Origin of the sequence: Parerythrobacter lutipelagi, from assembly GCF_005434975.1 — a bacterium.
Classification (GTDB): Bacteria; Pseudomonadota; Alphaproteobacteria; order Sphingomonadales; family Sphingomonadaceae; genus Parerythrobacter_A; species Parerythrobacter_A lutipelagi.
Window position 1 is genome coordinate 105,582 of sequence record NZ_SKCJ01000001.1, and the last position, 12,826, is coordinate 118,407.

Here is a 12,826-nt window from a genome sequence, read left to right on the forward strand (position 1 = left end):
TTACGAGGCGCGCGGCGCTTCCGCCGGATCGTCGAGGCTGTAGCCGAGGCCGCGGATCGTGGTGATCACTTCAGCGCCCAGCTTCTTGCGGATACGCGTCACGAACACTTCGATGGTATTTGAATCGCGGTCGAAATCCTGGTCGTAAATATGCTCGATCAGCTCTGTCCGGCTGACCACTTTGCCTTTGTGGTGCATCAGGTAGCTGAGCAGCTTGTATTCCTGCGCGGTCAGTTTCACCGGCTCACCGGCCAGGGTAACGCGGCCAGAGCGGGTATCCAGCCGAACATCACCTGCCGTCAACTCACTGGAGGTGTTGCCCGAAGCGCGGCGGATCAGCGCGCGCAGGCGGGCGATCAGCTCCTCGGTCTGGAACGGTTTGGCCAAGTAATCGTCTGCCCCGGCATCGAGCCCGGCAACCTTGTCCGACCAGCTGTCCCGCGCGGTCAGGACCAGAACGGGGAACTCGCGCCCTTCTTTGCGCCACATGCCCAGCACCGTCAGCCCGTCGATCTCCGGCAAGCCGAGGTCGAGGATCACCGCGTCGTAATCCCCCGTGCTGCCGAGAAAATGACCGTCTTCGCCGTCGGTGGAAAGATCCACCGCATAGCCGGTCTGTTCAAGCGTGGATTTCAATTGCTGGCCGAGTGTTGGTTCGTCCTCGACGATCAGGATGCGCATGGTGTGCTCTAGTCCCCTATGATTTCGCGAATGCTAAGTGGTCTTTTGAAGCAAACGCGTCAACTCGCGCAGCGTTTCCGGTGGTGGAGCTATCGGCTGCGTCGCAGGACACGCCCGGTCCGCGCATCGACATCGACATACATCACTTTGCCATCGCGAATGAACTTGAGGCGATAGGCCATGGCTGCGCTGTCATAGGCCGGACCGAGATACTCGGCCCCGCGCATGGTCGGCAGAACGCGCCGTTCGATCTCCCGCAGCGACAGCACATTGCCCGCGCGCATTTCCTTGCGCGCGTCGCCCTGTTCGGTCTGCGGCTGCGCGGCCACAGCCGGTGCAGCGAGCGGAGCGGCAAGCAATGCTGCGGCAACAATCGAGGCGGTTTTCCTGTTCATCGTGTCTGCATGCCTAAGCCTGCCCCATTGAACAAGTTCTGAATGGCAACGTTGCCAAGGGTTCAGAGTGGTCGCGCAGTGTCACGACGCTTTACGCTACTGCGTCATCTCGTAGGTCACATTGACGGTAACACTGCTGCCCACCTGGCCGGGCTGGATCGGAGTCGAGGCATCGGCAGCCTGAGCCTCCACGCTCATCGTGCGCAGCATCGGCATCGGGCGGCTCATCGCGACATTCTCGCTCACATGGATCAGCCTGACATTGGGATATCCGGCCATCCGCGCATAATCGCGCGCCATCGCCTCGACACGTTTCATCGCCGCTGCACGCGCCTGCGCTTTTGCCTGCGTGTCATCATCGATCGAAAAATCCGGGCCGGACAGGTCCGTTGCCCCCGCCGCGACCAGCGCATCAAGCACCGGGCCGGTCCGGTCGATATCGCGCAGGACCACGCTTACGCGGTTGGAAGCCTGGTATCCGGTGAAGACCTGTTTCTGCGTCTGCCGGTTGTAGTCATACTGCGGATAAAGCGAGACACCGGTGGTCTGGATGTCTTTGTCAGCCACGCCAAGCGCTTTGATCCGGTCAATCACCGACTGCATCTCGCGCGCGTTGACGCGCATCGCCTCGACCGCAGTGGACGCGCGCGAGGATACACCGGCACCGATCGTCGCAAGGTCTGGATCGCCCTTCACCGTCTCTGTTACGGAGAGTTCCACCACCGGGAGGTTGGTGGTCACCTGCACATCGGCCAGCGCCGGAGATGCGATCGCGAATGCGGCTGCGCCGAACGCGAGAGGAAGGGCAAGATTTTTCATTGAGGAAACTCCATGATATGCTGTCTCATTAAGCCGCCTGTTCGCTGCGCGCTGCTTTCGTCATGCTGAACGCAATTCCGCTTGCGCGAAGAGACCTCTCTTGCATCCCAACGCGCCGCATGGCCTATAGGTTTCAATCAAGCAGGGGACCTATCCAATGAAATCGCTGCGCCGTGCGCTTGCCTCATTCGTCGTGCTGATCGCCAGCCCCCTTGCCGCGCCGCTTGCCGTGCCGCTCGCCGCGCAAGAAATGGAGCAGGTCCTGCCGCGCGCAGCGGATGAGGGCGGCGGACCCTATGCGACGCTCATCATTCGCGGTGCGACGATGATCGACGGGACAGGTGCTCCGCCCGAAGGTCCGGTCGATATCGTCATCGAAGGGAACCGGATTGCAGGGATTGCGCGCGGCGGTGCGCCGCAGTCGGTGATCGACACTGCTGACCGCGTGGTCGATGCGAACGGCATGTATGTGCTGCCCGGCTTCGTCGACGTGCATGGGCACAATGGCGATCCCGGCAAGGCGCCGCAGCCCTCCTACGGATTCAAGCTGTGGCTGGCGCATGGCGTTACCACCGTGCGCGGAGTCGGCTTCGGCTGGGGGCCGGACGATCCCTCGCTCGACCAGAAGCGCAAGAGCGAAGCCAACACCATCGTCGCCCCGCGCCTCTATGCCTATGCCGTGCCCGGAGATGTGTGGCCGCAAGGCGTGGTCGACAGCCCGGAAAAAGGGCGCGAATGGGCCCGCTGGATCAAGGCGCGCGGCTATGACGGGATCAAGTTCTTCAACAATGAAGACCCCGCTACGCTGGCCGCGATTCTCGACGAGAGCAACGCAATCGGTCTGGGCAGCGTGGCTCACCTTGGACAGCGCGGCGTTGCGCAGGTCGATGCGGAAAAGGCGATCGAACTCGGTCTCGGCGGCGTGACCCATTTCTACGGGCATTTCGAAAGCTTGCTCGATAGCAGCGCAAGCCCGCAATATCCCGCCGACTACAACTATCTCGACGAGCAGGCGCGTTTTGCCTGGGTGGCACGGCTGGCTGATCAGGTAGGCGAACCGGGCAGCGAGCGGTGGGAAGAATATATCGACTTCATGGTCGAAGAAGGCGTCACACTCAGCCCGACGTTCAACATCTATTCCGCCAGCCGCGACGTGATGCGGGCGCGCAATCTGGAATGGCACGAGAAATACACTCTGCCGCAGCTGATGGATTTCTACGCTCCCAGCCTGACCAATCACGGCAGCTATTACCACGACTGGTCGAGCGAAGACGAGATCGCGTGGCGCAATTTCTATCGCAAGTGGTTCGACCTGACCCGTGCGTTCAAGGACCGCGGCGGGCGCGTCACGGCCGGGTCCGACCCTGGCTATATCTACCAGACCTGGGGCTTCGCCTATATCGGCGAGCTGGAAATGTTGCGCGAAGCGGGACTGACCCCGCTCGAAGTGATTCAGGCGGCGACGATGAACGGCGCCGAAGAGATCTGGCAGTCGAAGGGCGGCAACCCGCCGTTCGGGACGATCAAGCCGGGCAAGCTGGCCGACCTCGTGATCGTGCCGGAGAATCCACTGGCCAATCTGAAGGTGCTCTATGGCACCGGTCACGCGCGCCTGAACCGCGAAACCAACCAGCTAGAGACAGTCGGCGGCGTGCGCTGGACGGTGAAGGACGGCATCGTTTACGACGCGCATGAATTGCTCGCCGATGTTGCAGCGATGGTGGAAGGGGAAAAGGCGAAGCAGCAATAGCTACCCCTGCTTGAGTCACGGGGCTTGAGGGACGGGGATTTTGGTTGCGACGCACACCGCCAGCGCCTAGCTGCCACCGGCCATGGCACAGCCCCCGATCCTCAGTCTCGAAAGCATATCGCTCCAACAGGGCGGACGGTGGCTGTTTGGCGGGCCGGACAACGACGCGCTTGATCTGCATGTCGGTCCGCGTGACAGGCTGGCGCTGATCGGCCGCAACGGCGCGGGCAAGACCACCCTGTTCCGTCTGATCGATGATCTGATCGAACCCGACAAGGGAGAGCGCAAGGTCAAGCCCGGACTGCGGATCGTGGTTCTCGAACAGGACCCCGATTTCTCCGGCTTCGACACATTGATGGACTTCGCTCTGGCCGGCAGCCATCCACCGGCCGAATATGAAGTCGAAGCCATCGCCGGACAGCTCGGCATCGACATGGCCACTCCGTCCAGCGGCGCGAGCGGCGGCGAACGGCGGCGAGCGGCGATCGCCCGCGCGTTGGCGCAGGATCCCGACCTGCTGCTGATGGATGAACCAACCAACCACCTGGATCTCGCCGCGATCGACTGGCTGGAAAGCTGGCTCGACCGTTACAAGGGCGCGTTCATCGTCATCAGCCATGACCGGACCTTCCTCAAGCGCCTGACCAAGGCGACGATCTGGCTTGATCGCGGCACTTTGCGCCGCAAGGAAATCGGGTTTGGCGGCTATGATGCATGGGAAGAACAGGTCTATGCCGAAGAAGCCCGTGCGGCAGAAAAGCTCGACGCCAAACTGAAGCTGGAGGCACATTGGCTTGAACGCGGCGTTACCGCGCGGCGCAAACGCAACCAGGGGCGGCTCGAGAAACTGTACCAGATGCGGGCGCAGCGTGCGGCAATGATCACACCCGTTGGCGGGGCCAAGCTGGGACTCGCGACTGAAGAAGAGTTCAAAAGCAAGTCTGTGATTGTCGCGCAGGATGTCTCCAAATCGTTCGGAGAGCGCAAGATCATCCGCGATTTCTCTTTGCGCATCCAGCGCGGCGACCGGATCGGTGTTGTCGGCTCAAACGGCGCTGGCAAGACAACCCTGCTTAAATTGCTCACCGGAGAGCTGGAGCCCGATACCGGCAAGGTCGATATCTCCAAGAAGCTGACCGGGGTAATGATCGACCAGCAGCGCAGCCTGATGGAGCCCGACAAGACCGTGCGGCAGGTGCTGGCCGAAGGCGGCGACTGGATCGATGTCCGCGGCAACCGGAAACACGTGCAGGGCTATCTCAAGGACTTTCTGTTCGACCCGAAAATTGTCGATACCAAAGTCGGCATCATGTCGGGCGGCGAGCGATCGCGCTTGCTGCTGGCGCGCGAATTCGCCCGCAAATCCAACCTGCTGGTGCTGGACGAGCCGACCAACGATCTCGATCTCGAAACGCTCGACCTGCTGCAGGAAGTGATCGCGGACTACGAAGGCACCGTGCTGATCGTCAGCCATGACCGGGATTTTCTGGACAAAACCGTCACCGTGACGCTTGGCCTCGATGGCAGCGGCTTTGTCGACATCGTCGCGGGCGGGTACGAAGACTGGGACGCCAAGCGCCGCAAGCGCAACAAGGGACCGTCGAAGGCAAAAGCGGAAAGGGGCGATACGCCCGCTGCGCCGGCCCCGGTGCCGAAATCGCCGCCGAAATCGGACAAACTTTCGTACAAGGACCAGCGCGACTACGAACTGCTCCCTGCCCGGATCGAGGAACTGGAAGCGGCCATCGCCAAGGGCGAGGCGATGTTGGCCGACCCCGACCTCTACACCTCGGACCCGCAAAAATTCGCCAATATCAACCAGGGTGTCGAAAACGCGCGAGCCGAGAAAAACGCAGCGGAAGAGCGCTGGCTCGAATTGGCCGAGCTGGTCGAGGGATAGGGTTCAATCGATCCGGTAGAAATCGGCCACCCGGTCGAGCGCGAGTTTCAGCACCAGCTTGCCGCTGCGCGCCGGCCACTGCATCGCCCGTTCAGCATCAGGCAGGCTCTCGCAGGCGCAGACGACTCGCCAGAGTATATCCTGCAATCCCCTGCCCGCTCCGGCCAGCGCGCCGTCGAACCGGGCTTTGGCGGCGATCTGCCGTTCCGTGGGCGACAGGCCGGCATCGCCGCCTTGCCCACTGATCCGCACCGGATCCCACCGCATGGTAACGCTGGGGCCGAGTTGTGCGCGTTCGTAATCGGAGCGCAGGCGTTCTCCGGCATCGAACAGCCGATCGTCGAGATGGCCGCGTGCATGAAGCCATCCTAGTGGGGATTCAGCGATATTGACGGTCGCGGTTCGTCTTTTGCCCCGTACGCCATTCGCCCGCCGCACCCCTTCGCTGGTCAATTCGCGTTCGACAAGTTCGCGGCGCATCGGCATCTCTCCTGATTCGACTGACGAATGAGCCCTTGCCAAAAACGGATAGTTGTAGGAAAGTGAAAAACCGATTTGGTTCGTCAGGGAGGGCGATTTGATCAACCGCATTCGCGATCTGCGCAAGGCCAAGGGCTGGACCTTGGCCGATCTCGCCGAGGCTTGCACGCCGCCGACTACCCCGCAGACCATCGGGCGGTTGGAAACGGGAATGCGCAATCTCTCGCTCCGATGGATGGAGAAGATCGCGCTCGCGCTGGATGTCGATGCCGAAACACTGGTGCGGTCGGAGGCCAGTTCGCACCCCAAAGTGGTTGCCCGGCTGACCGAGGCCGGAGCGGAAGCGCTGGCCAAACAGGCCGACGCCGTGCTCCCGACCGAGCTTGGCGGCGAGGCGCCGCTGATGGCGCTGGCGGTCGAATCCGGAATGGGCGAGTATCGCGCGGGCGACCAGCTATGGCTGCGACAGATCGATCCGGCAGACGGCAATGGAACGATCAATCGCGCGATCAACCGCGACGTCCTCGTCCCTCGCCCGGGCGGGCGATTCGCATTCGGCAGGCTGATCGACCGCCAGGGAACGCTGGTTGGCATCCTGCCGCCCGGCATGGGCCAGAAACAGCAGGTGGTCGACAACCCGCCCTGGATCGGTGTCGCTGAAATGCTCGTGCGCAAGCTGTGATCCGGCCATGAAGCATATCCTCTCGATCTCGACGCTCTATCCCAACGCGCACACGCCGCGCTTCGGGACCTTTGTTGCCCGTTCGCTGGAAGCGCTCGCTGCGCGCGGGGATTGGCGGGTGACCATGGTCAATCCGGTCGGCATCCCGCCGATCGCGTTCGGCAAGTACAAACCGCTCGCGGCAGCTGCGATCGACGGGAAAGAGGGCGGCGTCGATGTCTTCAGACCAAAGTTCACTCTGATCCCCCGACTCGGCGCCCGCAGCAATCCCGGCATCATCGCACGGAAGATCCTGCCGCTGGTCGAGAGCATTCACCAGACCACCCCGATCGATGTGATCGACGCGCAGTTCTTTTATCCCGACGGTCCTGCGGCAGCGTGGATTGCCGAGAAGCTGGGCGTGCCGCTGTCGATCAAGGCACGTGGTTCCGACATCACCTATTGGGGCGCGAAGGATTTTGCCCGCGACCAGATGCTCGACGCGTCCGAACGCGCAACCGGGCTACTCGCGGTATCGCAAGCGCTCGCTCGCGACATGACGGAAATGGGCATGCCAGCGCACAAGATCGCGCTGAACTACACCGGGCTCGACCGCGACCGGTTTCGCCCGCTCAACCATGTCGGGCTGAGAGCAATGCTGGCCAAGTCGCTCGGGATCGAGTTGCCCGCGACCGGCGCTGTCTTTTCAACCGTCGGCGCGCTGGTCCAACGCAAAGGGCACGATCTGGTGATCGGTGCGCTGGGCCATTTTCCCGGAGCGCACCTGTTGCTGGTCGGCAAGGGAGAAGACGAAAAGCACCTGCGCACCTTGGCCAAGGATTTGCAGGTCGATGACCGGGTGCATTTCGTCGGATCGGTCGATCACGACCTGATGCCGGTTATCCTGTCAGCCTCCGACGCGATGGTCCTGCCCTCTGCGCGCGAAGGTCTTGCCAACGCGTGGGTGGAAGCTCTGGCGTGCGGTACGCCAATCGTGATTTCGGATGCCGGCGGCGCGCGTGAACTGGTGACCGGACCGGAGGCCGGAGTCATCGTCGAACGCACCGTCGATGCGGTCGCCGGCGGTATGGCCCGCATCCTTGCCGCGCCGCAAAATCGGCAGGTTGTGGCAAGCTATGCCGACCGTTTCAGCTGGCAGCAAAACGCCGCCGATCTCGCCGCCCATCTCGAACGGCTTACCGGCGGCGATTGAACCCGGCTCAGCTTTCGCCGCGCGCGATGCGGTCCTGTTTGTCGGCCACCGATTCCTCAGGGATGAAGCTGTTTGAATCGACGCCCAGCCAGATCAGGATCGGTGCCGCCATATAGACCGAGCTGTAGGTCCCGACGAACAGGCCAAGCGTAATCGCCGATGCGAGGCCGAACAGGCTTTCCGGCCCGAACAGCACCAGCGGGATCAGCGCGACAAACAACGTCAGTGAGGTCATTACTGTCCGTGCCAGCGTCTCGTTGACTGACAGGTCGAGCAATTCGGGCAGTTCCATCTTGCGGAACTTCTTCAAATTCTCGCGGATGCGGTCGTAGACAACGATCGTATCGTTCAGCGAATAACCGATGATGGCCAGGATCGCAGCGATGATCTGCAAGCTGAATTCGAGCTGGAACAGGGCAAACATGCCCAGCGTCAACGACACGTCATGGAACAGCGCGAACATTGCCCCGACCCCGAACTGCCATTCGAACCGGACCCAGATGTAGATCGAAATCGCAGCCATCGCGGCGACCAGCGCCCAGATCGCGGTCTCCCAGAATTCGCCTGAGACCTTGCCGGAAACATTGTCGTTTCCATCGAGGCGGAAGTCGGAATGGTTCTGCGAAATCTCAGTCACGATCTCATTGGCAATGAGCTGCGCTGCTTCGTTGTCGCCCTCAGCGGCTTCCGGCAGGCGGACGCGGATCGAAACCTGATTGTCCGCGCCGAATTTCTGGACGATCGGCTCACCGTAGCCGAGCGATGCGACCTGCTCGCGCAGCTCCGGGATAGGCGCGTTCTCGCTCTGCTCGAACGTCGCACGCAGCTCCAACCCGCCGGCAAAATCCACGCCGTAATTCAGGCCTTTGGTCAACACCAGCGCCCAGCTTGCCGCGATCAGCAAAATGCTGACCACGTAGAACGGCAGGCGATATTTGAGGAACTTGATGTTCGTGTCGTTGGGGACAAGTTTGAGAAGTCGCATAATCTATCCCCTCCTTAAAGGTTGAGCTCGGACGGACGCGAGCGGCGCAGCCAACCGGCCACCCACATGCGCGACAGCGTAACGGCGGTGAATACGCTGGTGAAAAGGCCGAGGATCAGAACCACAGCGAAACCGCGGATCGGGCCCGAGCCGAACAGGAACAGCAGCACACCGGCGATGAAGTTGGTGACATTGGCATCGTAAATCGCCCGGCTCGCTTCCTTGTAGCCGTTTTCGACCGCCGCGACCACGCGCCGCCCTCGCCGTCTTTCTTCCGCAATGCGTTCGTTGATCAGCACGTTCGCATCGACTGCAGCACCAATGGTGATCACGAATCCGGCCAAGCCGGGCAAGGTGAGCGTGGTGTTGGCAATTGCCATGATGCCAAGCAGCATCAGCACGTTGATTACCAATGCATAGGTCGCATAGACGCCGAACCGGCCATAAGTGGCAACCATCAAGGCAATGACTGCGAAGAAACCGATCATGATCGCAATGATCCCTTTGCGGATCGAGTCCGCCCCGAGATCAGGCCCGACAGAGCGTTCCTCGATAATCTCCAGATCGACCGGCAACGCGCCCGATTGCAGAGAGATTGCCAACGCATTGGCCGAATCGACAGTGAAATTCCCGGAAATCTGCGCCTGACCGCCGTAGATCGGCTCATTGAAGCTTGGCGCTGAAATGACTTCGCCATCCAGGATGATGGCGAAACGGCGGTTGACGTTCTCGGAACTCAGCTTGGCGAAACGTGCCCCGCCCTGGGCATCAAAGGTGATGTTGACCACATCGGAGTTGTCGTCGAACTTCTTGCCGGCCTGTGCGTCGATCAGCGAGTCGCCCTGGATCCCGCCAAGGCGGCGCACGACCATCGAGGTACCTTCCTGCCCGCTGCCTTCGGCATAGGGCACGACCTGCGTTCCGACTTTCGAGATCGAGAGTGCGGAATCGTTCGGTACGGCGTTCTGGAATTCCGGATCGACGAGCTTGAATTCAAGCTTTGCCGTCTGGCCGAGCAGTTCCTTCAACTGCTCCGGATCGTCGAGGCCCGGGACCTGCACAACGATGCGATTCTCGCCCTGCCGGATGATCGTGGGCTCACGCGTTCCAAGCGCATCGATACGCTTGCGGACAACATCGGTGGCGGCATCCATCGCATTGCTCACCGCCGCTTCGGTCCCGGCATCGGTTTGAGTCAGGACAAAACGCGTTTCGTCATCGACCCTCAGATCCCATTCGCGGACTAGCCCGGTGCCGTTGACCAGAGGGAGTATCTCTTCTCTCGCCCGGTCCACATCCGCTGTGGATTCCACCATGAAGCTCAGGCGTTCGCCGCGGGTCGAAACATCGCCGGCGCGGATGCGCGGTTCTGCCGAGCGGAAGGCAGCCTGCACGGCATCTTCCATATTCTGCAGGCGCTGTGTCTTTACCTGCTGCGGATCGGCTTCGAGCAGGATATGACTGCCGCCGGCCAGATCGAGGCCCAGATTCACCACCGGATCGGGCAGCGCATCAGGCCAGCGAATGTTCGCGGCGCTGAAAATGGAAGGGAGCGCGGCGGCCACTGCCACCAAAGTCAGGCTCCACAGCCAGACCTTCCGCCAGGTTGGAAATTCGAGCATGGTCTGTGCGCCCCTGAAGTTCAGTCGTTCGCGGCTTTGCCACCGGGCGGAATGATGTCGCCGATGGTTGCCTTCACGGTCTTGACGCGGACACCCTGCGCAATCTCGACATCGGCGTAATTGTCATCGACCTTGATCACCTTGCCCACGATCCCGCCAGCGGTAACGATCTGATCGCCCTTCTTGATGGCGGCAATCTTTTCCCGGTGCTGCTTTTGCTGGCGCATCTGCGGCCGGATAAGAAGGAACCAGAAAATCGCGAAGATGCCGACCCATGGAAGGATCTGCAGCCAGAAGGGCGGTGCGTCTGCGGTCGCGGCAGCAGCCGAGCCTAGGAAATCGAGCATGTTAAAAGCCTAACCCGTGAAAAATCGTAGTGCATTTGCCGGGCCGTTTTCTGCAAGTGAGAACCTGCTGAACCTCGCCCCGGACATAGGTGGGCGCGCCTAGCAGCAATGCAAGATGTCCGCAATCGACGCTGCAACCCTGTGTGGATTTCGCAACAACTGCCGCAATTGCTGCCCGACTCGTGCGGGAGCCTTTGTGCGCTTGCCATGGTCACACGCCCACACTATAGCGCCGCCCTCCACTGGTCTCGGGAAGTAGCGCAGCCTGGTAGCGCATCACACTGGGGGTGTGGGGGTCGCAGGTTCGAATCCTGTCTTCCCGACCAGTGGACAATTCCCAACATCCCCTCGCCGCCCGCTTTGCCGCTGTTGGATAATTCATTTTCCTACACGTACCATTATGGTTATCTGGATTGCTCCCATTTTTGCAGGAGCAAGACCATGGCCATTATCGAATCCCTTATCGGCCCGATCGCCTCGATCATCGACAAGATCATTCCGGACAAGGAAGCGCGCGCCAAAGCCAAGCTTGAATTGCTTGAATTGCAAGGCTCGCAGGACCTGCAAGCCATCGAAGCGCGCCTTTCCGCCATTGTTGCCGAAGCCAATTCGCACGATCCGTGGACCAGCCGCGCCCGTCCGAGCTTTCTCTACGTGATGTATACGCTGTTGCTGTTTGCCATCCCGATGGGCCTGCTCGCGGCGTTCAACCCGCGCGTCGCGCAGGAAATCGCCAGCGGGATGAACGCCTATCTCGGCGGCTTGCCCGAACCGCTCTATGCGCTCTTCGGCACCGGCTATCTCGGCTACACCGCCGCGCGCCAGTGGGGCAAGGTCAAGGGCGTGGAATAACAGCGTCTGAACTGTGTTCCACTTGTTCCACTTGGCTGCATGGAACAGGCTTTGCGGGCAGGCCCTTGCCCGCTAAGCCGCAGCCATGAACGTCGAGATCACCAACACCGTTTACGTCCTTAACGGGCCCAACCTCAACCTGCTCGGCACGCGCGAGCCGGATATCTACGGGCATGACACGCTCGACGATATTGCGGGCATGCTGGAAGATCGGGCGCGCGAGCTGGGCCTCGATATCGACATGCGGCAAACGAATCACGAAGGGCATTTGGTCGACTGGTTGCACGAGGCCCAGGCGCAGGGCGCACGCGCGGTTCTGCTCAATGCGGCGGCCTATACGCACACATCGATCGCGCTGCTCGATGCGATAAAGGCCATCCGCACTCCGGTGATCGAAGTGCACCTGTCGGACCCGGCGACCCGCGAAGATTTCCGCCATCGCTCCTTTGTCGGAATGGGAGCTGTCCGTTGCGTTTCCGGGCACGGCGCAAACAGCTATCTCATCGCGCTCGACGCTGTCCCGAATTTGTAACCTGTGGCTGCAAAATCCGCGCGCCTACCCTTGCAAGCCCGTCCAGAGCCGCGCATAGGCACTCGCCTGAAACTGACAAGAGGCGAGTAATGGCCGAATCCAAGCGCTCTTCGGGCAACAAGTCCGGCATGAATGTGGATACCAAGCTGGTTCGCGAACTGGCGGACATGCTCGGGGAAACCGGGCTGACGGAAATAGAAGTCGAGGATGGCGAGCGCAAAATCCGCGTTTCGCGGGGTGGCGGCGTCCAGATGATGGCAGCCCCGGCACCCGCCGCAGCGCCCGCTTCTGCTCCAGCCGCGCCCGCAGCCGCTGCACCGACAGCGCCGGATGCATCGGCTGCAGACGATCACAGCGATGCGCTCAAATCGCCGATGGTCGGCACATGCTATCTCGCCCCTGAACCCGGCGCCGCGGACTTCGTCAGCGTTGGTGACAGCGTGCAGAAGGGCGATACTCTGCTGATCGTCGAAGCCATGAAGGTGATGAACCCGATCACGGCCGACAAGCCCGGCACGATCAAGGCGATCCTGGTGGAGAATGCCCAGCCGATCGAGTATGGCCAGCCGCTGGTGGTCATCGCCTGACC

The 12,826-nt window shown here is 61.5% G+C and carries 14 protein-coding genes and 1 tRNA gene; 8 read left to right on the forward strand and 7 right to left on the reverse strand.

Translation table 11 applies throughout. The features are described from left to right. From E0502_RS00540 to E0502_RS00550, 3 genes are all read right to left on the reverse strand, one after another. Positions 1-681, reverse strand: coding sequence for a response regulator (locus E0502_RS00540; protein WP_137676051.1), 681 nt, complete (start codon positions 679-681; stop codon positions 1-3). An 89-nt stretch (positions 682-770) separates the two neighbouring features. Beyond that, positions 771-1,076, reverse strand: coding sequence for a PepSY domain-containing protein (locus tag E0502_RS00545; RefSeq protein WP_137676052.1), 306 nt, complete (start codon positions 1,074-1,076; stop codon positions 771-773). Between the two features lie 96 nt (positions 1,077-1,172). Further along, positions 1,173-1,895: an SIMPL domain-containing protein gene (locus E0502_RS00550; RefSeq protein ID WP_137676053.1), complete on the reverse strand. Its 723-nt coding sequence runs from the start codon at positions 1,893-1,895 to the stop codon at positions 1,173-1,175. A gap of 157 nt (positions 1,896-2,052) precedes the next feature. Between E0502_RS00550 and E0502_RS00555 the strand changes: the two genes are divergently transcribed. Beyond that, positions 2,053-3,645, forward strand: coding sequence for an amidohydrolase family protein (locus E0502_RS00555; protein WP_137676054.1), 1,593 nt, complete (start codon positions 2,053-2,055; stop codon positions 3,643-3,645). An 82-nt stretch (positions 3,646-3,727) separates the two neighbouring features. Then, the gene (locus E0502_RS00560) at positions 3,728-5,545 is read left to right on the forward strand and encodes an ABC-F family ATP-binding cassette domain-containing protein (protein ID WP_137676055.1); all 1,818 of its coding nucleotides are present in this window, start codon (positions 3,728-3,730) and stop codon (positions 5,543-5,545) included. Between the two features lie 3 nt (positions 5,546-5,548). On the opposite strand, the gene E0502_RS00565 is transcribed toward E0502_RS00560, so the two are convergent. After that, entirely contained in the window at positions 5,549-6,025 is a 477-nt protein-coding gene (locus tag E0502_RS00565) for a DUF6456 domain-containing protein (protein WP_137676056.1), read from the reverse strand. Between the two features lie 97 nt (positions 6,026-6,122). Here E0502_RS00565 and E0502_RS00570 point away from each other — a divergent pair, with 97 nt between their 5' ends. Both E0502_RS00570 and E0502_RS00575 read left to right on the forward strand, forming a co-directional pair. Beyond that, positions 6,123-6,707, forward strand: a complete 585-nt coding sequence (locus E0502_RS00570) for a helix-turn-helix domain-containing protein (protein ID WP_137676057.1) — start codon at positions 6,123-6,125, stop codon at positions 6,705-6,707. 7 nt (positions 6,708-6,714) lie between these two features. After that, on the forward strand, positions 6,715-7,899 hold the full coding sequence (locus E0502_RS00575) for a glycosyltransferase (RefSeq protein WP_137676058.1): 1,185 nt from the start codon (positions 6,715-6,717) through the stop codon (positions 7,897-7,899). Positions 7,900-7,906: 7 nt separating this feature from the next. On the opposite strand, the gene secF is transcribed toward E0502_RS00575, so the two are convergent. From secF to yajC, 3 genes are read right to left on the reverse strand one after another with little or no spacing between them, the layout of a single operon-like run. Continuing rightward, positions 7,907-8,884: a protein translocase subunit SecF gene (gene secF / locus E0502_RS00580; RefSeq protein WP_137676059.1), complete on the reverse strand. Its 978-nt coding sequence runs from the start codon at positions 8,882-8,884 to the stop codon at positions 7,907-7,909. A 14-nt stretch (positions 8,885-8,898) separates the two neighbouring features. Further along, positions 8,899-10,506: a protein translocase subunit SecD gene (gene secD, locus E0502_RS00585; protein ID WP_137676060.1), complete on the reverse strand. Its 1,608-nt coding sequence runs from the start codon at positions 10,504-10,506 to the stop codon at positions 8,899-8,901. Positions 10,507-10,526: 20 nt separating this feature from the next. Further along, on the reverse strand, positions 10,527-10,853 hold the full coding sequence (gene yajC / locus E0502_RS00590; RefSeq protein WP_137676061.1) for a preprotein translocase subunit YajC: 327 nt from the start codon (positions 10,851-10,853) through the stop codon (positions 10,527-10,529). Positions 10,854-11,102: 249 nt separating this feature from the next. On the opposite strand from yajC, the gene E0502_RS00595 reads away from it, so the two are divergent. The 4 genes from E0502_RS00595 to accB all read left to right on the forward strand — a co-directional run bounded on the left by E0502_RS00595 (position 11,103) and on the right by accB (position 12,824). Next, positions 11,103-11,179, forward strand: a tRNA-Pro gene (locus E0502_RS00595). A 115-nt stretch (positions 11,180-11,294) separates the two neighbouring features. Beyond that, complete coding sequence (locus E0502_RS00600) at positions 11,295-11,705, forward strand: holin family protein (RefSeq protein ID WP_137676062.1); 411 nt, start codon at positions 11,295-11,297, stop codon at positions 11,703-11,705. A gap of 85 nt (positions 11,706-11,790) precedes the next feature. Further along, a complete protein-coding gene (locus E0502_RS00605) occupies positions 11,791-12,237 on the forward strand; it encodes a type II 3-dehydroquinate dehydratase (protein ID WP_420813463.1) in 447 nt (148 codons plus the stop codon). A gap of 89 nt (positions 12,238-12,326) precedes the next feature. Continuing rightward, positions 12,327-12,824: an acetyl-CoA carboxylase biotin carboxyl carrier protein gene (gene accB / locus E0502_RS00610; RefSeq protein WP_240048797.1), complete on the forward strand. Its 498-nt coding sequence runs from the start codon at positions 12,327-12,329 to the stop codon at positions 12,822-12,824. Positions 12,825-12,826: the final 2 nt, after the last annotated feature.

Bases quoted from the DNA above. Each gene is read 5' to 3' on its own strand.
- E0502_RS00600 (WP_137676062.1), top strand. From the start codon at position 11,295: ATGGCCATTATCGAATCCCTTATCGGCCCGATCGCCTCGATCATCGAC.
- E0502_RS00560 (WP_137676055.1), top strand. From the start codon at position 3,728: ATGGCACAGCCCCCGATCCTCAGTCTCGAAAGCATATCGCTCCAACAG.
- E0502_RS00555 (WP_137676054.1), top strand. From the start codon at position 2,053: ATGAAATCGCTGCGCCGTGCGCTTGCCTCATTCGTCGTGCTGATCGCC.
- E0502_RS00565 (WP_137676056.1), bottom strand. From the start codon at position 6,025: ATGCGCCGCGAACTTGTCGAACGCGAATTGACCAGCGAAGGGGTGCGG.
- E0502_RS00550 (WP_137676053.1), bottom strand. From the start codon at position 1,895: ATGAAAAATCTTGCCCTTCCTCTCGCGTTCGGCGCAGCCGCATTCGCG.
- E0502_RS00605 (WP_420813463.1), top strand. From the start codon at position 11,791: ATGAACGTCGAGATCACCAACACCGTTTACGTCCTTAACGGGCCCAAC.
- E0502_RS00545 (WP_137676052.1), bottom strand. From the start codon at position 1,076: ATGAACAGGAAAACCGCCTCGATTGTTGCCGCAGCATTGCTTGCCGCT.
- E0502_RS00575 (WP_137676058.1), top strand. From the start codon at position 6,715: ATGAAGCATATCCTCTCGATCTCGACGCTCTATCCCAACGCGCACACG.
- secD (WP_137676060.1), bottom strand. From the start codon at position 10,506: ATGCTCGAATTTCCAACCTGGCGGAAGGTCTGGCTGTGGAGCCTGACT.
- E0502_RS00540 (WP_137676051.1), bottom strand. From the start codon at position 681: ATGCGCATCCTGATCGTCGAGGACGAACCAACACTCGGCCAGCAATTG.
- yajC (WP_137676061.1), bottom strand. From the start codon at position 10,853: ATGCTCGATTTCCTAGGCTCGGCTGCTGCCGCGACCGCAGACGCACCG.
- accB (WP_240048797.1), top strand. From the start codon at position 12,327: ATGGCCGAATCCAAGCGCTCTTCGGGCAACAAGTCCGGCATGAATGTG.
- secF (WP_137676059.1), bottom strand. From the start codon at position 8,884: ATGCGACTTCTCAAACTTGTCCCCAACGACACGAACATCAAGTTCCTC.